This window comes from Rhizobium sp. 0TCS1.26 (genome assembly GCF_050455525.1).
Taxonomy (GTDB): Bacteria; Pseudomonadota; Alphaproteobacteria; order Rhizobiales; family Rhizobiaceae; genus Neorhizobium.
Window position 1 is genome coordinate 1,180,021 of record NZ_JBCIYV010000001.1, and the last position, 20,047, is coordinate 1,200,067.

Here is a 20,047-nt window from a genome sequence, read left to right on the forward strand (position 1 = left end):
TCAGCTCCGCCTCGACGATTGTCGAGCCGCCTGATGCGACAAAAGCTCTTTGAGAGACATCCCGCAGAGCCTTCCGCAGCCAAAAACGTCCGGTTGCTGAGAAGGTTCCGCAGGATGGAGTACGAGGCTGGGTTCAGGCGGCTGCCTTGACCGCCTCGTTGAAGAAGAGTGCCTGGCTGATCAGAGCCTTCACCATGTCCGGGTTGAACGGCTTGGTGACCAGGAAGGCCGGCTCCGGACGTTCGCCGGTCAGCAGGCGCTCCGGGAATGCGGTGATGAAGATGACCGGCACGGTGGTGGCCTTGAGGATCTCGTTGACGGCATCAATGCCCGAGCTGCCATCGGCAAGCTGGATATCGGCCAGTACCATCTTCGGATGCGAGCTCTGGAACAGAGCAACGGCTTCCTTGTGGGTGCGGGCGATGCCGGTGACGCGGTGACCCAGGTCCTGAACCATCTGCTCGATGTCGAGCGCGATCAGCGGCTCGTCCTCGATGATCATGATGTCGGTCGCAACCTGACGCGAGATTTCGCGCGATGCCTCATCCAGGAGGCGGGTGACTTCTTCCATGTCGACTTCGAGGATTTCGGCCGTCTCTTCAAGCGTGAAGCCTTCGACCGAGATCAGCAGAAAAGCATGCCGGGACTGGGAGGGAAGATTGGCAAGATTGGCAACCGCGCGCTGCTCCCAGGCGAAGGGAGATTCGATCGGGCGGATCTCGATGGCGGTGGAACCAAAGATCTTGACGAAGAGTTTGTAAAGCGAAACGCGGTCCTTGGACGTCTCCGGAAAAATGGAAACATCGGCGATCAACGCTTCCAGGACCGCAGCGACATATGCGTCTCCCGACGTCTGCGAGCCGGTTACGGCACGAGCGTAACGGCGCAGATAAGGAAGGTGGGACGCAACGCGTGTGGTGAGTGACATACAGAATCTCCCCTGATGCCCAATGGGCAATTTACGTGGTATCAACGGACATCTAGACAAAATAGTTCCGTCTGTGGGGAACTATTTTTAATTCCATCCATTCCCATCCGACGATACCGCAATAGGCTGCCTGCGTGATGAGTGACGACGAAACCAGAAAACAAGAAAAGATGACGACAGCACAATCGAATAGCATCCGGGCAGGCGCTCCGCAGCCGAACGCCTCGATTTCGCGCAAGCTGCGGGAGTTCTACGACGCTGTCCAGGAAGAGGGCATCCCGGATCGGTTTTTGGAGCTTCTCGAGCGTCTCGACGAGGCCGAAAAGAACGCCAAGTCGGTGACTGCGAAATGACAAACAAGGACGAGGACGTCGACCGCGCTTTTAAGCGCGACCTTTTGGCATCCCTGCCGAATTTGCGCGCCTTTGCAGTTTCTTTGACCGGCCGGCACGACAAGGCCGACGACCTGGTGCAGGACACCATCATGAAGGCCTGGGCCAACCAGACCAGCTTTACGCCTGGCACAAACATGCGTGCCTGGCTGTTTACGATCCTGCGCAACGAATTCTACAGCCAGATGCGTAAGCGCGGTCGCGAAGTTCAGGACAGCGATGGCCTGTTCAGCGAACGCTTTTCCGTGCATCCGGAACAGTATGGCCGCCTCGATCTGCAGGATTTCCGCAAGGCGCTCGACACGCTTCCGGACGACCAGCGCGAAGCGATCATCCTGGTCGGCGCCGCAGGCTTTGCCTACGAGGAAGCCGCATCGATCTGCGGCTGCGCCGTGGGCACCATCAAGAGCCGTGTCAGCCGCGCCCGCACCCGTCTCCAGGAACTTCTGGGCGTCGCGGGTGAAGGCGACTACGGTCCTGATCCGGGGGATGCAGCGATCACATCGCGCGCTTTCGGCAGCTAAAAGACGTTAGAGCCGGTGGAAGCCGTTCAAGCCATCTCACCCTGCGAGGCGGCGAGCACGGCTTCCACCAGCTTTTCGTCGTCGAATGGTTTGGCAATCACGGCTACGCCGGGAAAATCCGCAAGTCCGAGCCGCTCGCGCTTGTCGACGGACGAGAATACCAGTCCGGTTCCGCTCCGGCGGCGCCGTTGAAGCAGCGCCACAACCGGATCCGACAGCAGTTCCGTATCGATGAGGATGACGTCGGCATGCGACGTCTCGATCGACGCTGCAGCATCGCGCGGAACGACGATTTCAGTCGAACATCCCAATGAATCGCCCAGAACCTGTTCCGATTCGAGGGCTACAAGAAATTCAACGTCGATGATAAGGACGTGCACACGGTTATTCCCTTGTCACGAGGACAAGTGGCGTAGACCAACTAATTCGATGCCGGTCATTTAAAAAAGACACATCGGAATCGGGATTGTTCATCTAAGGTCGATCAACATCCCGTATTTCCGAGTCGTAGATGGCACAGACCAAGCCGCTAAGCCCCTCACGAATTCCCTGCGAACTCTGTCCCTTGCGTCGGCGCGAGAGCTTTCGCGATTTCACCGCCGAAGAACTGGCCTTCGTTTCGTCCTTCAAGATCGGCGAACTGGCGACCGATCCCGGTGCGACGATCATCGTCGAGGGCGAGATGCACCCGCAGCTTTACACGGCGATGGCCGGCTGGGGCTTCCGCTACAAGATCCTCGAGGACGGCCGCCGGCAGATCCTCAACTATATCCTGCCGGGAGACCTGATCGGTCTGCAGGGAACCCTGATGACGGAGATGCTGCATTCGGTCGAAGCGCTGACGCGCATGACGCTGTGCATTTTCGAGCGCGACCGGCTGACATCGCTGTTCCGCAATCATCCGTCGCTGGCCTATGACCTCACCTGGATCGCGTCGCGCGAGGAATCCATGCTCGACGAGCACCTGCTGAGCATCGGCCGGCGCACGGCAATCGAGCGGGCGGCCTATCTGCTGTCGTTCCTCGACAACCGTGCGCACGTGGTTGGCGTGTTCGGCGAGGATGGCCCGAAGATCCTGCCGCTGACCCAGCAGCACGTCGCCGATACGCTGGGCCTATCGCTGGTGCATACCAACAAGACGCTCCGCAAACTTGCCGATCTCGGCACCATTCGGTGGCTGGATCGCGGCTGCGAGGTTCTGGAGCGGGAAAAGCTGATGGATATTGCAGGCTGGCGACCGGCTAACGAAAAACTGCGCCCGTTCATCTGACCGAGCGCAGTTTGTAGCGGTGGACGTCAATCTCTCGCAGGCACGCAACACATACTCTATGAGAGCGGAACCGGCCTATTCGCCCGGCGTGTTGCGGGCAGAACCGCCCAGCATACGGAGCACTACGAGACCGACGCCGCCAGTGACGGCGGCAGCCATCAGCGGGCGCGACTTCATCATGATCGGAAGCGCCGAAAGAGCCGCCGTCACCATCAGCGTGCGATTGCCCGCGGCAGCTTCGCGCCGATGGCGTTCCTCCGCCTTGTTCTTGAGAGCGAGGATCCCGACGACGATCAGCGCGATGATCAGTGACACAAGGGCGATCAGACCGAACGCTGCCGCCGGATGCATCATCGTCGACAGGTAGATCGCCAGCGCGGCAACACCTGCACCATAAGCCGTCAGGATGAACAGCCCGGCAATCGCATAAAAGACGGCTGTACGTCGCAGGCGTCCGACGGTGGCACGCATGTCCACCGCCAGAAGCGACGCCAGAAGAGGCGCTAATCCGCCCATATCAGCGACGCGACAGCAGCGCGAAGAGGAAGCCGAGGCCGGCGGCGATCGCCACCGACTGCAGCGGCTTGGTGCGGATCTGGCGTTCCAAGTCCTTTTCCATCGACATTGCCTGGGCGCGCGCGGCATCCATCATCTGCGCAGAGGCGCCCATCGCTTCGTTGGAAGCCCGGCGTGCCTTGACCTTGAGATCATCCGCCTTCGAATTGCCGGCCGCGGCGACTGCGCGGGCCAGGCCGGCAATATCTTCGCGCAGCTGGTGCAACTGCTTCTCGATGTCTGCCTGCGAGCCAGCACGCGAAAAGTCGTTCGGCGAATTCATGGACATATCGTTCTCCTCAAGGAACTGAAGCTTAGACGACCGGAACAGTTGCTCCCATCATCTCTCGCCCGCGCGGAAGAAGTCCGCAGTCGGCCGTTTCGCCCCGTCAACGACGATCGGCCGATTTTGTTCCATCTGCCGCACCGACCGTAGACGACGGTGGCTCCGGCCATGCCGCCACCCCGCCGCTCCATGTTTCAAACGCTTTCGATAGGCGCAGCACGAACTGGTCCGCATAGCGCGGGCCGACGATCTGCAGCCCGATCGGCATGCCGGATCGCGAAAATCCGCAATCGATCGAGGCCGCCGGCTGTTCGGACATGTTCCACGGGACGGTGAAGCCAATGTGCTCGAAGGGCAGTGCGGGATCATTGGTCGGCGATGCCCACTCCGCCGGGTAGGAAACGATCGGATTGGTCGGCGAGATGACCGCGTCGAGCCCGGAAAACAGCCTGCCGCAGCTCTTGCGCATCTCGATTGTCTGGTTGAAGCCGCGCACCGCATCGGCTCCCGAGACGTCCGCGCCGCCTTTCGCCCATTCGTAGATGTAGGGGAGAATCATCTGGCGGCGTTCATCGCTCATCGCCTCGATGTCTCCCCAGAACCGCGACCGCCAGAAATTGTCGAGGCCGTCCAGCATGCCACGCGTCATGACCGGTCCAACGGGGATCACCTCGGCGCCCGCCTGCTCGAACAGGCGGGCGGCGGCAAGCACCGCATCAGCGACCTCTGCCTCCACGGCAAGGCCGACGCCGGCGTCCATCATCAGGCCGATCTTCAAGCCGCGCACGTCGATGTCGAGGTCCAGCCAGTCGAAGTCATTGGGCGGCAGCGATGTCCCGTCGCGCCAGTCGGGGCGCGACAGCGTTGCCATCGACAGAGCTGCATCCTCGACGGTACGCGTCATCGGGCCGGCGCAGCGGCCGACGTAATAGGGATCGACCGGGATGCGGCCATGGCTCGGCTTGAAGCCGAAAATCCCGGTCCAACCCGCCGGCAGCCGTATTGATCCGCCGATATCCGTGCCGATATGCAGAGGGCCGAAGCCGGCAGCCGCCGCCGCCGAGGCACCGGCGCTCGATCCGCCGGGGTTCTGGCTGAGGTCCCACGGATTGCGGCTCAGCTTGTGGAAGCTTGAAAGACCGGACGACAGCATGCCGTAGTCCGGACAGGTGGTCTTGGCAAAAATCACCGCCCCGTCTTCACGGCAGCGTGCGGCGATCGGCGCATCTTCTGCGGCGGGAACGAGTTCGACCGCCCTCGTCCCGAGCGGCACCGGCTGGCCTTTGGTGGCGATCAGCTCCTTCAGCGTCACCGGGATCCCGTCGAGTACGCCGAGCGTTTCGCCGTGCATCCAGCGATGGCTCGAGGCCGCCGCCTGCGCCCGTGCGCTTTCCGGATCGTACAGATAGAGCGCCTGCACGTGCGGCTCGAAGGCTGCCACGCGCTCCTCCACCGCCTGCCAGTACTCGACGGGAGACAGCTTTTTCTCAGCAAACAGGTCCCGGACCTGCCGGATGGTCAACGTCAGCAGTTCGTTCATGGCGATGTCTTCGTCTCGAGGTCAGCTTTGGTCACGGGGATCGAGCAGGTCGCGCAGGCCGTCGCCCAGCATGTTAAGGCCGAGCACCGCAAGCGCGATGGCAAGGCCGGGAAGAAGGGCGAGCCAGGGGGCCTGACCGAGGTAGGTCTGGGCATCGGCCAGCATTCGCCCCCAGGTGGGCGTCGGCGGCGGCATGCCAAGCCCGAGGAAGCTGAGGCCGGCCTCGGTGAGGATGGCGAGGCCAAGCTGGATCGTCACCTGCACGATGATCTGGTTGGAGATGTTTGGCAGGATATGCGTCAGCGTGATCTTCGTCCGGTTGCGGCCCATGCCGATAGCGGCCGTCACGTAGTCGCGAGCCCAGATCTGTCGCGCGGCACCCAGCGTCAGGCGGGCGAAAACCGGTACCATGAACACGGCAATGGCGATGATTGCCGTGAACCGCCCGGAGCCGATGAAGGCGCCGAGCAGCATGGCCGAGAGGATCGGCGGCACGGCAAACACGATGTCGCAGCCGCGCATGACGACGGTTTCGAAAAAGCCCCGTAGCGCGGCGACGGAAACGCCGAGCGCGGTGCCGAGCGTAGCACCAAGCGCGACCGCGAGCACCGAGGTGGAGAGCGAGTTCCAGGCGCCGACCATCAGCATCGACGCCACGTCGCGGCCGAACTGGTCGGTGCCCAGCAGTCCCTGCGCCAGAGGCGGCTTCAGCTTGTGGACGATCTGCATCTTCGTCGGCGACATCGGCGTCCAGACCAGCGACAGGAGTGCAACGGCCACCAGCAACAGCGTCACGACAAGCCCGATGACGAAGGTCGGGCGGCGCAGAACCGAAAGCCTTCTCATGCGCCTGCCCGCAGTCTCGGGTCGATCACCAGATAGGCGACATCGACGATGAAGTTCATGACGATCACCAGCGCCGCGAAGAACAGCACCACGTCCTGCATGACGACGACGTCGCGCTGGGCCAGCGCCTGGAAGGCGAGCCTGCCGACGCCGGGAAGGTTGAAGACGTTCTCGACCAGCACCGCCCCCGCGATCAGGAAGGTGAACTGCAGCCCGAGCATGGTGACGACCGGGATCAGGGCGTTCGGCACGGCATGGCGCCAGAGAGCAAGCCCCTCCGACAGGCCCTTCGAGCGAGCGGTGCGAACAAAATCCTCGTTCATCACCTCCAGCACGGCCGAGCGCGTGACGCGGGTGAGTACCCCCGCCTGCGGCAGGGCCAGTGCCACGGCCGGAAGCACAAGCGCCTTCAGAGCGGCAAACGGATCGGCGCTCCAACCGGGAAATCCGCCCGCCGGCATCCAGCCGAGGATCGTCGAGAACAGGATGATCAGCAGCAGCCCGACCCAGAATGCCGGCACCGCGATACTGAGATGCGAGAACAGCCCGGCCACCGCATCCATCAGGCCGTTCTGGTGGCGCGCCGCCTGCACGCCGAGCGGCACGGCGATGGCCACCGACAGAAGAACGGCGATCAGCGCGAGCGGGATCGTTACCACCAGCCGTTCGGCAATCAGTCCGGCGACCGGGACGCCGTAGGTGTAGGACTGCCCGAGATCGCCCTGCAGGACGCCAAAAAGCCAGGCGAGGTAGCGAACGGCGAGCGGCCGGTCGAGCCCCATCTCCTTCTGCAGGGCCGCCAGCGTATCCGGGCTTGCCGACGTGCCCAGAATGACGGAGGCCGGATCGCCCGGCAGCAGGTCCATGACCGTAAAGATCAGCAGTGACACGACTATCAGCGTGACGATGAGACCCGCGAGCCGGCGGGCAAGCAGTGAGATCATCGCAGCCGCGCCCCTAAAAACTGGCTCGACAGCGCTGACCGCTTGAGAACCTCTCCCCGCCCTTTCCACAATCGGGATGGCTGAACCGGACCGAACCGCCGAGCTTCGATCAAGGTGCGCGGGTGCCGTACATCTTCCATCCCCCTGGCGAGGAAATGGCCGGCAGGAAAGAGTGGGACTTCACCGGCGCGCGGTTCGGCGGAGGTCATGATCACTCCACCCAATGAACCTCGGAGAGCACATTCGACGGGATCGGCTCGTTCTCCCACAGACCCTGCACCTTCTTGTCCCACACGCCGAGCTTCGGCATGACGAACAGGAACAGCGCCGGCACGTCGTCGGCAAGGATCTTCTGCGCCTCGCCGTAAAGTGTCTCCTGCTCGGAAGCGTCGGCCGTCGCCTCCACCTTCTTCAGGATCTCGTTGAAGGCCGGGTTCTTGTAGCCGAAGTAGTACGGATCACGAGCGTAGATATCGATGTCCATCGGCTCGGCATGGGCGACGATGGTCATGTCGAAATTGCCGCCCTTGAACACGTCGGCCACCCATTTCGCCGGAAACTCTGTGGTCTCGATGGTCATGGTCACACCGATCTCCGCAAGCATCGCCTGCAGCATCTGCGACGAGCGCTGCGCATAAGCCATCTGCGGCGCCTTCATCGTGAACGAGAAGCCATCGGGATATCCCGCCTCCGTCAGCAGTGCCTTGGCCTTGTCCACGTCATACGGTTGAGTGCCGGTCAGGTCGATATAGCCGCGGTCATTGGGCGTATAGTGGCTGCCGATCGGCGTGCCGAAGCCCGACCATGCGCCTTCCACTACAGACGGGCGGTCGATAGCCATCATCAGCGCCTGCCGGACCCGCTTGTCGTCGAACGGCTTCCTGGCATTGTTCATGCCGGCAACCACCTTCAACTCGGTATTGCCGATCACCGTCGCCAGCCGGGGATCGTCCTTGAAGCTTTCGATGAGTTCCGGCGCCCCGAATTCCGGAAACGCGTCCACATCGCCGGCCTTCAGGGCGGCCGCCTGCGCCTGCGGATCGGCGATGAAGCGGAACGTTGCCTTCTCCAGCTTCGCGGCGGCCGCCGCATTCCAGTAGTCGCCGTTCTTTGCGAGATCGACCTTGGAGCCCTTGGCCCAGCCGGCAAACTTGAAGGGACCGGTCCCGACCGGCGTCGTCTTGTTGTTGTCTGCCGACTTCGGCGCCACCATCACCGAGGACGGCCAGCCGAGCCAGTAGAGCAGGCTTCCGGCCGGCTGCTTCAGCTTCAGCACCAGCGTGGCAGCGTCGGGCGCCTCGACGGTATCGATCGAGGCGAAGTAGCGCTTCTGCGGATTGACGGAATCCGCGCCCCGCGCCCTGTCGATGGAAAACTTGGCGACGGAGGCATCGAAGACCTCGCCGTCGTGGAATTTGACGCCCGAGCGCAGCTTGAACGTATAGGTCAGACCGTCCGGCGCGATGGTCCAGCTCTCGGCAAGCTGCGGCTGCACCTTGCCCTGGCGATCGATCGCGGTCAGCCCCTCGAAGATATTCTGCCAGGTGACCTGACCGATCGCCACTGGAGCGGCAATCGTCGGGTCCAGGCCTGCCGGCTCAACCGCCATGCCCAGCGTCAACCCGGTCTTCGGTGCCGCCTGCACCGCGACGCCGGTGGATAGCAGCAGCCCGGCGGTGATCGAGAGGCTGAAAAGGGCGCGGCGTGTCAAGGCCGTCGAGTTGGAGCGGAACCTGCTGGCCATGCGTCGAAATCCCCTTGTTTCTCGTCCTGCCGAACGTCGATGACCGGCCGGCGGACATTTATGCGAAGAGAGTGGCACTTCGCATGCGCACACACAATTAGCATTTTTGTGTGCTGCGTGTAGCGGTAATCGCTACACCGGTTTCTTCGATCTCGAACCGGTCTTCGCATGCTCCGCACCGTGCATGAATGCCTCGATGAAATCGACGAGCTTGCCGGCGGCATAGGACAGCTGGCGGTCCGGCGCTACGCAGAGGTCGATGGCCGTGCGCACGCCCTTGCCGGCCGAAATCGGGATGGCGGCCAGCAAGCCGAGATCGACCTCGCGCTGCACGGTCAGCGCCGGCAGCAGCGTCACCGCCGCCTCGCGCAGCACCAGTTCCTTCAGCATTTCCAGAGAGCCGGTGACGAAGACCGGATCAAGCTCGATGCCAAGTTTGGCGAACTGCTCCTCGAACGCCTGGCGAGCGCCAAAAGTCTTGTCCGGCAGGGCCAGCGGCAGGGTAGCAATCTCCTTCAGCGTGATCTCCGGGCGGCCGGCGGCCGGATGGTTGCCCCAGGTGATCAGCTCGTAGGTGATCTCCGAGCGCAGCCGCACCTTCACGCCGGCCATCTTCTGCGCAAACAGGGTCACCACCAGATCCGCCTCGGCACTGGCGAGCGCCTCGATTGCTTGGCGGGCGCTGGTGATCGCCACCTCGAACCGCAGCTTCGGGTAGCGCAGGCTGAACTGTGCCAGCACCGGCGCCAGCAGATTGGCGACCGTCGCGCCGTTGGCATAGATGGTGACCTTGCCGCGCTGCAGCCCCTGCAGGTCGTCGATCAGCTGGTGGACATGTTCCAGCTCGCGCAGCGTCCGCCCTGCCCGCGCCGCCAGAAGCTCCCCGGCTGCGGTCAGCCGGATGCCGCGATTGGAGCGCTCGACCAGCGTCGTTCCGAAATAGTGCTCGAGGTTCTCGATCTGCCGGCTGACGGCAGTCGGTGCGACGTTGAGGTTCTCGGCGGCCGCGCGCATGGAACTGGTGCGCACCAGCTCGTCGAAATACATGAGGGCACGAAGCTGCATGGAGGGTCCGCCCGCCGCAATGACATGTTCCCGACGCCGGACCTCGCTCAGGTCCGGCGGAAGCCTTCGCTGGCGACCAGCAACTGGCGCGTATAATCGGCGGAGAATTCCCGCTGCTCCAGCGCCTCGACCGACACCGTCTCGACGACCTTGCCCTTGCGCATCACCGCAAGTCGCTCGCACATGTGGCTGATGACGCCGAGATCGTGGCTGACCATGATGAAGGTCAGGCCGCGATCCCTGCGCGCCTGTTCGAGCAGGTTGAGGATTTCCGCCTGGATCGAGGCGTCGAGAGCCGAGGTCGGCTCGTCGAGCAGCAGGATTTTCGGCTCGAGGATCAGAGCCCGGGCAATCGCGATGCGCTGCCGCTGACCGCCCGAGAGCTGGTGCGAGTAGCGGAACCGGAAGCCGGCGCCCAAGCCGACCTCGTCCAGTGCCCGGGCGATGCGCGTATCCACATCCGTGAAGCCGTGGATCTCGAGCGGCTCCAGCAGCAGCCGGTCGACCGTCTGGCGCGGATGCAGCGAGCCGTAGGGATCTTGGAACACCATCTGCACGGTGCGATAGAAGCTCTTGTCGCGCTTGCGGCCGGTATAGTTGTGGCCGGAGACCGACAGCGTTCCGGATTCGAAGGCGTTGAGGCCGGCCACCGCCCGCAGAAGCGTCGACTTGCCGGAGCCGGATTCGCCGACGATGCCGAACGATTCCCCCTCGGCCACGTCGAGACTGACGCCGTCGATCGCCACGAACTCGTCGAAGGCGACGACCATGTCACGGATGGAAACTGCACTCGCCGTCATGCCGCCCACTCCGGCTTACGCTCCAGGACCGGCAGAGGATGCCGGTCGGAACCGATCGTCGGCAGGCAGTTCAGCAATCCCTGCGTATAAGGATGCCTTGCTTCGGAAAGATTGGCCGAGGATAGTTCCTCCACCACCCGGCCGGCATACATCACCAGTACCCGGTCGCAGAACGAGGAGACCAGCCGCAGGTCGTGGCTGATGAAGATCAGCCCCATGCCGCGTTCTGCCACGAGCTTGTCGAGAATGCCGAGCACGTCGAGCTGCACCGTCACGTCGAGCGCCGAGGTCGGCTCGTCGGCGATCAGCAGTTCCGGGCCGCAGATCAGCATCATGGCGATCATCACCCGCTGGCCCATGCCGCCGGAGACTTCGTGCGGATAGAGATCGAAGACCCGGTCCGGATCGCGGATCTGCACCGCCTCCAGCATCGCCAGCGCCCGCGCCCTGCCCTCCTTGGCCGAGACGCGCTCGTGGGTGCGCAGCGTCTCGATGATCTGCTTGCCGATCGGCATGACCGGGTTGAGCGAGTATTTCGGGTCCTGCAGGATCATCGCCACCCGCTTGCCACGCAGATCGCGTCGCTGGCGGGCCGAAGCCGACAGGAGGTCGATGCCGTCGAAGTTCAGCCTGTCGGCGGTGATCTTCGCGTGGCCTGGGGTGAGCCCCATGATCGCCCGGCCGGTCTGCGACTTGCCGGAGCCGCTTTCGCCGACGATGCCCAGCCGCTCCTTGCCGAGCGTGAACGATACGCCGCGCACCGCATCAATAACGCCGGTGCGCGTCGGGAAGGATACCCGCAGGTTGTCGACTGTCAGAAGCGTGCTCATTGGCCGGCCTCCTTCGGATCAAGCGCATCGCGCAGACCATCGCCCAACAGGTTGAAGCCGAGGCTGACGATGAGGATGGCAAAGCCCGGCATGGCCGCGACCCACCACTGATCGAGAATGAAGCGGCGACCCGACGCGATCATCGCGCCCCATTCGGGCAGCGGCGGCTGGGCACCGAGACCGAGGAAGCCGAGCCCGGCAGCGGTCAGGATGATGCCGGCCATGTCGAGCGTGACGCGCACGATCAGCGACGAGGTGCAGAGCGGCATGACGTGGCGCAACACGATGCGGAACGGCGACGCGCCCATCAACTGGACTGCCGAAATGAATTCTGAGTTGCGGAAGGTCAGCGTCTCGGCCCGGGCGATGCGCGCATAGGGCGGCCAGGAGGTGACGGCGATCGCCAGCACTGCGTTCTCGATGCCGGGACCGAGTGCCGCAACCAGCGCCAGTGCCAGGACCAGCTTCGGGAACGCCAGGAAGATGTCGGTGATGCGCATCAGGATGGCATCGACCCATCCGCCCGCATAGCCGGACACGGTGCCGACGATCAGCCCGATCGGCGCGGCGATGATCGCCACCAGCACCACCACGAACAGCGTCAGCCGCGAGCCGTGCAGCAGGCGCGAGAGGATGTCGCGACCCTGGTCGTCGGTGCCGAGCCAGTAGCCGGCGGTGCCGGGCGGCAGCAGGCGAGCATTGCGCAGATCGCCCTGCACCGGATTGTACGGCGCCAGAATATCGGCGAAGGCCGCGATGAACAGCAGCGCCAGGATGATGCCGAGCCCGACAAGCGCCAGCCGGTTTTCCGAAAAGCGCTGCCAGATGACATAGGCGCGTCCGAGCTTAGCCTGCCGGCGCGATGTTGGCCGGTCGGAGAGCAGCCAATCGCGGCTGTAGGGTTTGAGGTCGGTCGCGGCGCTCATCGGCTGCGTGTCCTTGGATCGAGCGTCCGGTAAAGCAGGTCGGAGAACAGGTTGATGCCGATGAACACGGCACCGATGACGATCGTGCCGCCGAGCACGGCGTTCATGTCTGCGTTCTGCAGCGAATTGGTGATGTAGAGGCCAAGTCCAGGCCAGGCGAAGATCGTCTCGGTGAGCACGGAGCCTTCGAGCAGACCGGCATACGAAAGAGCAATCACCGTCACCAGCGGCACCGCGGCATTGCGCAGGGCGTGAAACCAGATGATGCGGGTCTCCGAAAGCCCCTTGGCGCGCGCCGCGACGATGTATTCCTGGCTGAGTTCGTTCAGCATGAAGGACCGCGTCATCCGGCTGATATAGGCAAGCGAGAAATAGCCGAGCAGGCCGGCCGGCAGGATGATGTGGCGGAACAGGTCCCACAGCACGTCCCATTGCCGCTGCCACAGGGCATCGATCAGATAGAAGCCGGTCTGCGGAGTGAAGGTGAATTCGAACACCAGATCCATGCGGCCGGGATAGGCCACCCAGTTCAGCCGGGCGTAAAACACCAGCAGCGCCAGAAGGCCCAGCCAGAAGATCGGTACCGAATAGCCGATCAGCCCGATGATCCGGACGATCTGGTCCGCGATGCTGCCGCGCTTGACGGCCGCCAGGACGCCCAGCGGAATGCCGAGCACCGAGCCGATGAGCGTGCCGAGCGTCGCAAGTTCGATGGTCGCCGGAAAGACGCGCTTGATGTCGGTCATCACCGGATTGGTGGTCAGCACCGAGATGCCGAAATCACCCGACAGCGCCTGCTTCATGTAGAGGAAGAACTGCTGCCATAGCGGCAGATTGAGGCCCAGCTGTTCGCGGACGCGCTCCACGACATGCGCCGGCGCCCGGTCGCCGACGATCGCCAGTGCCGGATCGATGGGAATGACCCGGCCGATGAAAAAGGTCACCGCCATCAGCCCCAGGAAGGTGGTGATGACGGTGATGATGAAGCCGAGGAGTGCCCGGCCGCGGGCGTGGGCGCGGCGTCTGCCGCGCCCCGCGCGCATTTGTGTCTCAACGATGCTCAAAGCGGGAACCTAACCGGTTCAATCCTTGGAGATATTGTAGACGAAGTTGGTGTCGAAGCTCGGTCCGAGCTTGAAGCCCTTCAGCTTCGCGGAATAGCCGGCAACTTCGGTCTGCTGGAAGATCACCACGAACGGGCTGGTGGTGAGCGCCTTCTTCTGCAGGTCCTCGTAGATTGCCGCGCGCTTGGCGCTATCCTTCTCGAGCAGCGCCGACTGCGTCTGCTTCGTCAGTTCCGGAACGTCCCAGGCGTTGCGCCAGGCAAGCGTCTTATTCTTGCCTTCGTCGGAGTTGTCGTAGTTGATGGTGAAGGTCTCGGCATTCGAGTTCGGGTCGAAATAGTCCGAACCCCACTGGCCGATATAGATGTCGTGCGTGCGGGCGCGGAACTTGGTCAGCGTCTGCTTGCCGTCGCCCGGGATGATCTCGAGCTTGATGCCGGCCTGCGCCAGCGTCTGTTGCACGCTTTCGGCAATGCCGGTCACAGGCTGCGTGTTGCGCACATCCATGGTTACGGTGAAGCCTTCTGCCAGGCCTGCCTTGGCCAGCAGTTCCTTCGCCTTGGCGACGTCGAGCTTGTAAGGCTTCTCGTCGAGCGCGCCGAGCTGGCCCTTCGGCAGGAAGGTCTGGTGGATTTCGCCGATGCCCTTGATCAGCGTCTCGCCAATCGCGTCGTAGTCGACGAGATACTTGAAGGCTTCAACAACTTCGGGCTTGGCCAGATTCTTGTTCTTCTGGTTGAGGCTGAAGTAATAGAGCGTGCCCTTCGGCGCCGACGTCGTGCTGAGGCCGTCCTTCTTGGACACGGCTTCCACGTCACCCGGCTCGAGGTTGCGGGCGATGTCGATATCGCCGTTCTCCAGTGCCAAACGCTGGCCGGAGCTTTCCTTCATGTGACGGTAGACGACCCGCTTCAGCTTCGGCTTCTCGCCGTAGTAGTTCGGGTTGACCTCCATGATGACGGCTTCATTGGCCTTCCAGCCGAGCACTCTGTAAGGGCCGGAACCGGCATAACCGGTCTTCAGGAATTCGTTGCCGAAATCGGTCTCGTATTTGTAGTCGGCGGTCGGCGTGACGGCCTTGGCCTTCTCTTCGATCAGCTTCTTGTCGACGACCGATGCGACGGTCGAGGTCAGCACGTTCAGCACGAAGCTCGGTGCATAGGGCTTGTCGACGGTCAGCACGAAGGTCGCGTCGTCGGTTGCCTTTGCCTTTTCCGTCACGTTGTCGCCCTTCAGGCCGAACTGCGTGAGCAGGAAGGCCGGCGACTTGTCGAGCTTGACGGCGCGCTCGAAGGAATAGGCGACGTCGGCTGCCGTCAGCGGGTTGCCGGAAGCGAACTTGAGGCCGGACTTCAGCTTGAACGTATAGGTCAGGCCGTCTTCCGAGGTCGTCCAGCTGTCGGCAAGGTCACCGATGACCTTCGACGTGTCGCTGATGTCGATCGTGACGAGCTTGCTGTAGCTGTTGCCGGTGACTTCGGCCGCCGAAAGTTCGAACGCTTCGCCCGGATCGAGCGAGATGATGTCGTCGATGGCGAAGCCCTCGACGAGCGTGTCTGCCGGCGTGGCGGCGAACGCCTGCGGAGCCGACAGCATGACGAGCGACAGCGCGGCGCTGGTCGTCAGAATTCTAAGCGTGCGATCAATCGCGTTCTTCATGTCGTATGTTCCCATTTTTTTATGTTGAGCAAGTCGCGAGCAGGTCTCTCAGCGGGTTTCCCGCCAGACCTGGCCAAGAACCCTCATCCAGTTTTCCCGGCAAAGCTTGGCAAGATCGTCTTGAGCGTAGCCCGCGCTTTTCAGGGCTGCAACCAGTTTCTGGTTGCCGGCCGCATCGCGAATACTCTCGGGAACGGTGGCCCCGTCGAAGTCCGATCCAAGCGCCACGCAATCGATTCCCATGCGCTCCACCATGTAGTCGATATGCCGGACCATCAGGTCGAGCGAGGTCGCCGCATCGTCGCGTGCGTCGGGCCGCAGCATTGTCACGGCATAGTTGAGGCCGACGATGCCGTGACGCTCGCGGATTGCATCCATCTGGCGATCGGTCAGATTGCGCGCCACCTGGGTGAGCGCATGGACGTTCGAGTGGCTGGCGATCAGCGGCATTTCGGAGGTCTTGGCGACATCCCAGAAGCCCTGCTCGGTGATGTGGGCGAGATCGATGGCGATCCCCATCCGGTCGCATGCCTTGACGAGCTCGAAGCCGGCAGCGGTCAGCCCTGGCCCGGTGTCGGGCGTCAACGGATAGGCGAATGGCACGCCGTGCCCGAAGATGTTGTTGCGGCTCCACACCGGCCCGAGAGACCGGAGTCCGGCGGCATGGAAGACCTCCAGTTCGGAAAGATCCGGGCCGATCGCCTCGCAGCCTTCCATATGCACGACGGCGGCGAAGATGCCGTCCGCCATGGCCGAGCGGATGTCTGCCGTCGACCGGCAGATCCGCCAGGCGCCTGCCCGCTCCAGCCGCAGCGCAAGCGCGAACTTCTCCAGGGCGATGCCGAGCGACGGCGCGTGATCGAGAGGCGCGGCAAGCGGCGTGTGATAGTGGCCGCTGTCATCGGGCTCCTTGAGGATCAGGTCGCCGGACGGAATGTAGATCGCGCAGAGACCGCCGGCGAGACCACCGGCCTTGGCGCGAGGGCCGTCGATATGGCCGTCGGGCGTCCCGTGCAGGAACTCCTCCACCGGATCGGCTCCGTTGCGCAAGGTGCGCCACAGCCGAAGGAGCACGTCGTTGTGACCGTCGAACACGAATTCCATCAGAAGTTTCCGAATTGATATTCCAGGATAGGTGAAGCTGATCCTAGGCCGATCGGGAAACCGACCGCAAGCCGCAAAGTGGAACTTAAGGCAGCCATCCCGCCTCGCCTGAGCGCGTCAGCAGCGGCGTGCGGAACACGCCGTGTACGCGTTCGCGCCAATCCGGACCGTAAGCGTCGAGGCTCGCATGCCAGCGTTCCGACTGCAGCATTGCCGCAGCGATGGCGACAGGCTGCACGTTGACCGCCCGCATCAGCGACAGGCCGGCGACGATCGACGTTCCGCTGGAGATGACGTCGTCGACCAGCACGACCCGCCGTCCCTCGAGCAGCGGCAGCATGCGCGGGTCGAGATACAGGCGCTTTGCCTGCTCCGGCGTGGTGATCGACGACAGCGGCACGGAAAGCCCCTCGTCGTACCAGAACTTGCGGGATGTGCCGCAAGCGACGTAGCGCGGATGGCCGAGCTTCTGGGCCAGTGCTGCGGCAAGCGTCAGGCCGAGCGTCGGCAGTCCGACGACGACCTGCGGATCGAGTGGCGCGACCTGCTCGGCAAGCTGCTGCGCCAGCGCATCGACGACGGGAAAACTTGCCTGGTTGATGATCAGCGAGCAGAGCGCATGCTGCCCGTCGGGCAGTGGCCGGATCGGCAACCGCAACTGTCTTTCGTCCCTCAGTGTCGCCGGGAAGAAGCTCCCGAAGGGTCCGCTGGTCGAAAAACTCCCGGCGGGATGGATCTCCTGCCAGAAATCGTGTGGCCGAAACTCGTTTGGCTGCATGAATGCGCGGTCCTCAGGCGTAGTCGGGTTCGTTGCTGTAGCGGCCGACCTCGTCGATCAGCCAGGCGCGGAACAGCGCCACCGGGCGAAAATCCATCTTGGTGATCGGCGCCACGAGATAGTAGGAACTGGGACTGCGGACCTGCTGCGGCAGTGCCTGCACCAGCGCCCCGCTCTTCAGTTCGGCGTCGATGAGGAAGAGCGGCATCAGCGCTACGCCGAGGCCTGCGCTGCAGGCCTGGCCGACACTGGCAAACTGCTCGAAGCGCATGCCTTGCGACGGCGCGCCGGGAACGCCCAGCGTCTCGAAGAAATGCGCCCAGCCGCCCGGCCTGGAGGCCATGTGCAGCAGCGGCAGCCGCATCAGGTCTTCAGCCGACCGGACCGGGTTGTCTGCCTGGAATGTGGGGCTGCAGACGGGCGCCACCATCTCATCCATCAGGAAGGTGCATTCGGCGCCCGGCCAGTTGGGCTGGCCGATATGGATCGCCACGTCGAGGCCGTCGCGCTCGAAGTCGAAGATGCCGATACGGGTGGCGAAGTTCAGCGTGATATCCGGATGCTGGGCGACGAAACGCGGGATGCGCGGCAAGAGCCAGCGCGTGCCAAAGGTCGGCAGCATGGCAAGGTTCAGCGCATCGCCATGACGTTTGGTCATGACCTGCAGCGAGGCGGCGCGGATCTGCGACAGCGCGCTGCCGATCGCCTTGGCATAGGATCGGCCGGGCTCAGTGAGTGCTACGCCGCGCGACGAGCGGTCGAACAGCACGATGCCAAGCTGCTCTTCCAGCCCGGAAATCTGTCTGCTGATCGCCCCTTGCGTCAGCGAGAGCTCGTCGGCGGCGCTGGAGAAGCTGCCAAGCCGCGCGACCGACTCGAAAGCGGCCAGAGCAGCTGTCGATGGCAGGAGTCGGCGGCTGAGATTGGTCATCCCGCATTCCTATAGCTCATGGCTTCGTGAGTAAACTGCGCTTTACCTACCTCCGGGTTTTGCCGATAGTCCGACCACGATTTTCTAGATGGAGGCTCACATGAGCGACCGCGCGGCATTTTCCTGGGAAGACCCCTTCCTGCTCGACGACCAGCTGACTGAAGACGAGCGGATGATCCGCGAAGCCGCCGCTGCGTTCGGCAAGTCTGAACTCCTGCCGCGCATCAACGAGGCCTATCTCGGCGAAACGACCGAGCCGGAACTGTTCCGGCTGATGGGCCAGGCTGGCCTGCTGGGCATCACGCTGCCGGAAGAATACGGCGCCGCCAATGCCGGCTACGTCGCCTATGGTCTGGTTGCCCGCGAAGTCGAGCGCATTGACTCGGGCTACCGCTCGATGATGAGCGTCCAGTCGTCGCTGGTCATCTATCCGATCTTCGCCTACGGCTCGGACGAACAGAAGAAGAAGTACCTGCCGGGCCTCGTCTCCGGCGAGCTGATCGGCTGCTTTGGTCTCACCGAGCCGGACGCCGGGTCCGATCCCGGCGGCATGAAAACCCGCGCCGAAAAGATCGAGGGCGGCTACCGTCTGCGCGGCGCGAAGATGTGGATTTCCAACTCGCCGATCGCCGACGTCTTCGTCGTCTGGGCGAAGTCGGAAGCCCACAACAACGAGATCCGCGGCTTCGTGCTGGAAAAGGGCATGAAGGGTCTGTCGGCCCCGAAGATCGGCGGCAAGCTGTCGCTGCGCGCCTCGATCACCGGCGAAATCGTCATGGATGGCGTCGAAGTCGGCGAAGATGCGCTGCTGCCGAACGTTTCGGGCCTCAAGGGTCCGTTCGGCTGCCTCAACCGAGCTCGCTACGGCATCTCCTGGGGCGTCATGGGTGCGGCCGAAGACTGCTGGCTGCGGGCCCGCCAGTACGGCCTCGACCGCAAGCAGTTCGGCAAGCCGCTCGCCGGCACCCAGCTTTACCAGAAGAAGCTCGCCGACATGCAGACCGAGATCGCGCTTGGCCTGCAGGCATCCTTGCGCGTCGGCCGGCTGATGGACGAGCACCGCATGGCGCCGGAAATGATCTCCATCGTCAAGCGCAACAACTGCGGCAAGGCGCTCGACATCGCCCGCCAGGCGCGCGACATGCACGGCGGCAACGGCATCCAGATCGAGTACCACGTGATGCGCCACGCGCAGAACCTGGAGACGGTCAACACCTACGAAGGCACGCATGACGTCCATGCGCTGATCCTCGGCCGCGCCCAGACCGGAATCCAGGCGTTTTTCTGAGGCTGATCATTCTTGGAAGGGGCGGAAGCATACACGCCGCCCCTTTTATTCCGGGACTGCAGACGTCTCGAAGCGCAGGCGAAACCGGCTGCCCTGCCCTGATGATCTACTGACGATCCCTGATATCAAAGCGAACGACCCTGTCGCCCTGGATGCGAAAGACGTGGGTCACCGTCTTGTCCCGCAGGCCATGGCTCTGCCCCTGCAGCGGCCGGCCGTTCAGGTCGAACACCGACTGGATGACCTCGACCACGACGCTGCCGTCTTCGGCCGTCTCGAAGGTCACCGGCTCGACATGCGCGGTGACAACCGCCCACTGGCGCGTCCAGTAGTCGCGCACGGCCTCCCGGCCATGGGCGTGACCACCATCCATGGCGTTCGCCCAGGCAACATCGTCGGCGAGGACCGCGAGCACCGCCTCCATGTCTCTTGCATTGAAGCGGTCGTATAGGCTCTTGATGAGGTGAACGACATCTGTCGGCATTTGTGGTTCTCGCTACGCTGAATGGCCGGTGTATGGTGCGTCGGACGTCATTGCCCGGGCGCCTGTACCATGATACATACGTAAATATA

Annotated in this window: 22 protein-coding genes; 4 read left to right on the forward strand and 18 right to left on the reverse strand. The window is 63.4% G+C overall.

The window, feature by feature from the left end:
* Positions 1-133: 133 nt before the first annotated feature.
* Positions 134-928, reverse strand: a complete 795-nt coding sequence (locus tag AAIH46_RS05815; protein WP_430304685.1) for a response regulator — start codon at positions 926-928, stop codon at positions 134-136.
* Positions 929-1,098: 170 nt separating this feature from the next.
* On the opposite strand from AAIH46_RS05815, the gene AAIH46_RS05820 reads away from it, so the two are divergent.
* Both AAIH46_RS05820 and AAIH46_RS05825 read left to right on the forward strand, forming a co-directional pair.
* Positions 1,099-1,281: a NepR family anti-sigma factor gene (locus AAIH46_RS05820; RefSeq protein ID WP_430305014.1), complete on the forward strand. Its 183-nt coding sequence runs from the start codon at positions 1,099-1,101 to the stop codon at positions 1,279-1,281.
* Positions 1,278-1,844 (forward strand): RNA polymerase sigma factor, encoded by a 567-nt coding sequence (locus AAIH46_RS05825; protein ID WP_430304686.1) that lies wholly within the window; start codon positions 1,278-1,280, stop codon positions 1,842-1,844. The genes AAIH46_RS05820 and AAIH46_RS05825 overlap by 4 nt, the downstream gene beginning before the upstream one ends.
* Before the next feature lie 26 nt (positions 1,845-1,870).
* On the opposite strand, the gene AAIH46_RS05830 is transcribed toward AAIH46_RS05825, so the two are convergent.
* Positions 1,871-2,224, reverse strand: a complete 354-nt coding sequence (locus AAIH46_RS05830) for a hypothetical protein (RefSeq protein WP_430304687.1) — start codon at positions 2,222-2,224, stop codon at positions 1,871-1,873.
* 131 nt (positions 2,225-2,355) lie between these two features.
* On the opposite strand from AAIH46_RS05830, the gene AAIH46_RS05835 reads away from it, so the two are divergent.
* A complete protein-coding gene (locus AAIH46_RS05835; protein WP_430304688.1) occupies positions 2,356-3,114 on the forward strand; it encodes a Crp/Fnr family transcriptional regulator in 759 nt (252 codons plus the stop codon).
* Positions 3,115-3,189: 75 nt separating this feature from the next.
* On the opposite strand, the gene AAIH46_RS05840 is transcribed toward AAIH46_RS05835, so the two are convergent.
* The 15 genes from AAIH46_RS05840 to AAIH46_RS05910 form a co-directional block, all read right to left on the reverse strand.
* Positions 3,190-3,585 (reverse strand): hypothetical protein, encoded by a 396-nt coding sequence (locus AAIH46_RS05840; protein WP_430304689.1) that lies wholly within the window; start codon positions 3,583-3,585, stop codon positions 3,190-3,192.
* A gap of 46 nt (positions 3,586-3,631) precedes the next feature.
* Complete coding sequence (locus AAIH46_RS05845; protein ID WP_430304690.1) at positions 3,632-3,958, reverse strand: DUF883 family protein; 327 nt, start codon at positions 3,956-3,958, stop codon at positions 3,632-3,634.
* A gap of 100 nt (positions 3,959-4,058) precedes the next feature.
* Positions 4,059-5,495 (reverse strand): amidase, encoded by a 1,437-nt coding sequence (locus AAIH46_RS05850; protein ID WP_430304692.1) that lies wholly within the window; start codon positions 5,493-5,495, stop codon positions 4,059-4,061.
* Positions 5,496-5,516: 21 nt separating this feature from the next.
* Positions 5,517-6,341 (reverse strand): ABC transporter permease, encoded by an 825-nt coding sequence (locus tag AAIH46_RS05855; protein WP_430304693.1) that lies wholly within the window; start codon positions 6,339-6,341, stop codon positions 5,517-5,519.
* The gene (locus AAIH46_RS05860) at positions 6,338-7,285 is read right to left on the reverse strand and encodes an ABC transporter permease (RefSeq protein WP_430304694.1); all 948 of its coding nucleotides are present in this window, start codon (positions 7,283-7,285) and stop codon (positions 6,338-6,340) included. The genes AAIH46_RS05855 and AAIH46_RS05860 overlap by 4 nt, the downstream gene beginning before the upstream one ends.
* A gap of 211 nt (positions 7,286-7,496) precedes the next feature.
* Positions 7,497-9,029: an ABC transporter substrate-binding protein gene (locus AAIH46_RS05865; protein WP_430304695.1), complete on the reverse strand. Its 1,533-nt coding sequence runs from the start codon at positions 9,027-9,029 to the stop codon at positions 7,497-7,499.
* A gap of 132 nt (positions 9,030-9,161) precedes the next feature.
* Positions 9,162-10,094 carry a LysR family transcriptional regulator gene (locus AAIH46_RS05870; protein ID WP_430304696.1) on the reverse strand — a complete coding sequence of 311 codons (933 nt, stop codon included), beginning with the start codon at positions 10,092-10,094 and terminating at the stop codon, positions 9,162-9,164.
* A 47-nt stretch (positions 10,095-10,141) separates the two neighbouring features.
* Positions 10,142-10,894: an ABC transporter ATP-binding protein gene (locus tag AAIH46_RS05875; RefSeq protein WP_430304697.1), complete on the reverse strand. Its 753-nt coding sequence runs from the start codon at positions 10,892-10,894 to the stop codon at positions 10,142-10,144.
* Positions 10,891-11,724, reverse strand: coding sequence for an ABC transporter ATP-binding protein (locus tag AAIH46_RS05880; protein WP_430304698.1), 834 nt, complete (start codon positions 11,722-11,724; stop codon positions 10,891-10,893). The genes AAIH46_RS05875 and AAIH46_RS05880 overlap by 4 nt, the downstream gene beginning before the upstream one ends.
* On the reverse strand, positions 11,721-12,650 hold the full coding sequence (locus AAIH46_RS05885) for an ABC transporter permease (protein ID WP_430304699.1): 930 nt from the start codon (positions 12,648-12,650) through the stop codon (positions 11,721-11,723). The genes AAIH46_RS05880 and AAIH46_RS05885 overlap by 4 nt, the downstream gene beginning before the upstream one ends.
* Positions 12,647-13,714, reverse strand: coding sequence for an ABC transporter permease (locus AAIH46_RS05890; protein WP_430304700.1), 1,068 nt, complete (start codon positions 13,712-13,714; stop codon positions 12,647-12,649). The genes AAIH46_RS05885 and AAIH46_RS05890 overlap by 4 nt, the downstream gene beginning before the upstream one ends.
* 18 nt (positions 13,715-13,732) lie before the next feature.
* Positions 13,733-15,373 (reverse strand): ABC transporter substrate-binding protein, encoded by a 1,641-nt coding sequence (locus tag AAIH46_RS05895; RefSeq protein WP_430304702.1) that lies wholly within the window; start codon positions 15,371-15,373, stop codon positions 13,733-13,735.
* A 48-nt stretch (positions 15,374-15,421) separates the two neighbouring features.
* Entirely contained in the window at positions 15,422-16,477 is a 1,056-nt protein-coding gene (locus tag AAIH46_RS05900; protein ID WP_430304703.1) for a dipeptidase, read from the reverse strand.
* Positions 16,478-16,562: 85 nt separating this feature from the next.
* On the reverse strand, positions 16,563-17,255 hold the full coding sequence (locus AAIH46_RS05905) for a phosphoribosyltransferase (RefSeq protein WP_430304704.1): 693 nt from the start codon (positions 17,253-17,255) through the stop codon (positions 16,563-16,565).
* A 13-nt stretch (positions 17,256-17,268) separates the two neighbouring features.
* Complete coding sequence (locus AAIH46_RS05910) at positions 17,269-18,186, reverse strand: LysR substrate-binding domain-containing protein (protein ID WP_430304705.1); 918 nt, start codon at positions 18,184-18,186, stop codon at positions 17,269-17,271.
* A 100-nt stretch (positions 18,187-18,286) separates the two neighbouring features.
* Here AAIH46_RS05910 and AAIH46_RS05915 point away from each other — a divergent pair, with 100 nt between their 5' ends.
* Positions 18,287-19,474, forward strand: a complete 1,188-nt coding sequence (locus tag AAIH46_RS05915; RefSeq protein ID WP_430304706.1) for an acyl-CoA dehydrogenase — start codon at positions 18,287-18,289, stop codon at positions 19,472-19,474.
* Positions 19,475-19,580: 106 nt separating this feature from the next.
* On the opposite strand, the gene AAIH46_RS05920 is transcribed toward AAIH46_RS05915, so the two are convergent.
* Positions 19,581-19,958 carry a nuclear transport factor 2 family protein gene (locus AAIH46_RS05920; protein WP_430304707.1) on the reverse strand — a complete coding sequence of 126 codons (378 nt, stop codon included), beginning with the start codon at positions 19,956-19,958 and terminating at the stop codon, positions 19,581-19,583.
* Between the last annotated feature and the right edge of the window lie 89 nt (positions 19,959-20,047).

Coding starts and splice junctions, on each gene's coding strand:
- AAIH46_RS05815 (WP_430304685.1), bottom strand. CDS start 928: ATGTCACTCACCACACGCGTTGCGTCCCACCTTCCTTATCTGCGCCGT.
- AAIH46_RS05820 (WP_430305014.1), top strand. CDS start 1,099: ATGACGACAGCACAATCGAATAGCATCCGGGCAGGCGCTCCGCAGCCG.
- AAIH46_RS05825 (WP_430304686.1), top strand. CDS start 1,278: ATGACAAACAAGGACGAGGACGTCGACCGCGCTTTTAAGCGCGACCTT.
- AAIH46_RS05835 (WP_430304688.1), top strand. CDS start 2,356: ATGGCACAGACCAAGCCGCTAAGCCCCTCACGAATTCCCTGCGAACTC.
- AAIH46_RS05840 (WP_430304689.1), bottom strand. CDS start 3,585: ATGCGTGCCACCGTCGGACGCCTGCGACGTACAGCCGTCTTTTATGCG.
- AAIH46_RS05845 (WP_430304690.1), bottom strand. CDS start 3,958: ATGTCCATGAATTCGCCGAACGACTTTTCGCGTGCTGGCTCGCAGGCA.
- AAIH46_RS05850 (WP_430304692.1), bottom strand. CDS start 5,495: ATGAACGAACTGCTGACGTTGACCATCCGGCAGGTCCGGGACCTGTTT.
- AAIH46_RS05855 (WP_430304693.1), bottom strand. CDS start 6,341: ATGAGAAGGCTTTCGGTTCTGCGCCGCCCGACCTTCGTCATCGGGCTT.
- AAIH46_RS05860 (WP_430304694.1), bottom strand. CDS start 7,285: ATGATCTCACTGCTTGCCCGCCGGCTCGCGGGTCTCATCGTCACGCTG.
- AAIH46_RS05865 (WP_430304695.1), bottom strand. CDS start 9,029: ATGGCCAGCAGGTTCCGCTCCAACTCGACGGCCTTGACACGCCGCGCC.
- AAIH46_RS05870 (WP_430304696.1), bottom strand. CDS start 10,094: ATGCAGCTTCGTGCCCTCATGTATTTCGACGAGCTGGTGCGCACCAGT.
- AAIH46_RS05875 (WP_430304697.1), bottom strand. CDS start 10,894: ATGACGGCGAGTGCAGTTTCCATCCGTGACATGGTCGTCGCCTTCGAC.
- AAIH46_RS05880 (WP_430304698.1), bottom strand. CDS start 11,724: ATGAGCACGCTTCTGACAGTCGACAACCTGCGGGTATCCTTCCCGACG.
- AAIH46_RS05885 (WP_430304699.1), bottom strand. CDS start 12,650: ATGAGCGCCGCGACCGACCTCAAACCCTACAGCCGCGATTGGCTGCTC.
- AAIH46_RS05895 (WP_430304702.1), bottom strand. CDS start 15,373: ATGAAGAACGCGATTGATCGCACGCTTAGAATTCTGACGACCAGCGCC.
- AAIH46_RS05900 (WP_430304703.1), bottom strand. CDS start 16,477: ATGGAATTCGTGTTCGACGGTCACAACGACGTGCTCCTTCGGCTGTGG.
- AAIH46_RS05905 (WP_430304704.1), bottom strand. CDS start 17,255: ATGCAGCCAAACGAGTTTCGGCCACACGATTTCTGGCAGGAGATCCAT.
- AAIH46_RS05910 (WP_430304705.1), bottom strand. CDS start 18,186: ATGACCAATCTCAGCCGCCGACTCCTGCCATCGACAGCTGCTCTGGCC.
- AAIH46_RS05915 (WP_430304706.1), top strand. CDS start 18,287: ATGAGCGACCGCGCGGCATTTTCCTGGGAAGACCCCTTCCTGCTCGAC.
- AAIH46_RS05920 (WP_430304707.1), bottom strand. CDS start 19,958: ATGCCGACAGATGTCGTTCACCTCATCAAGAGCCTATACGACCGCTTC.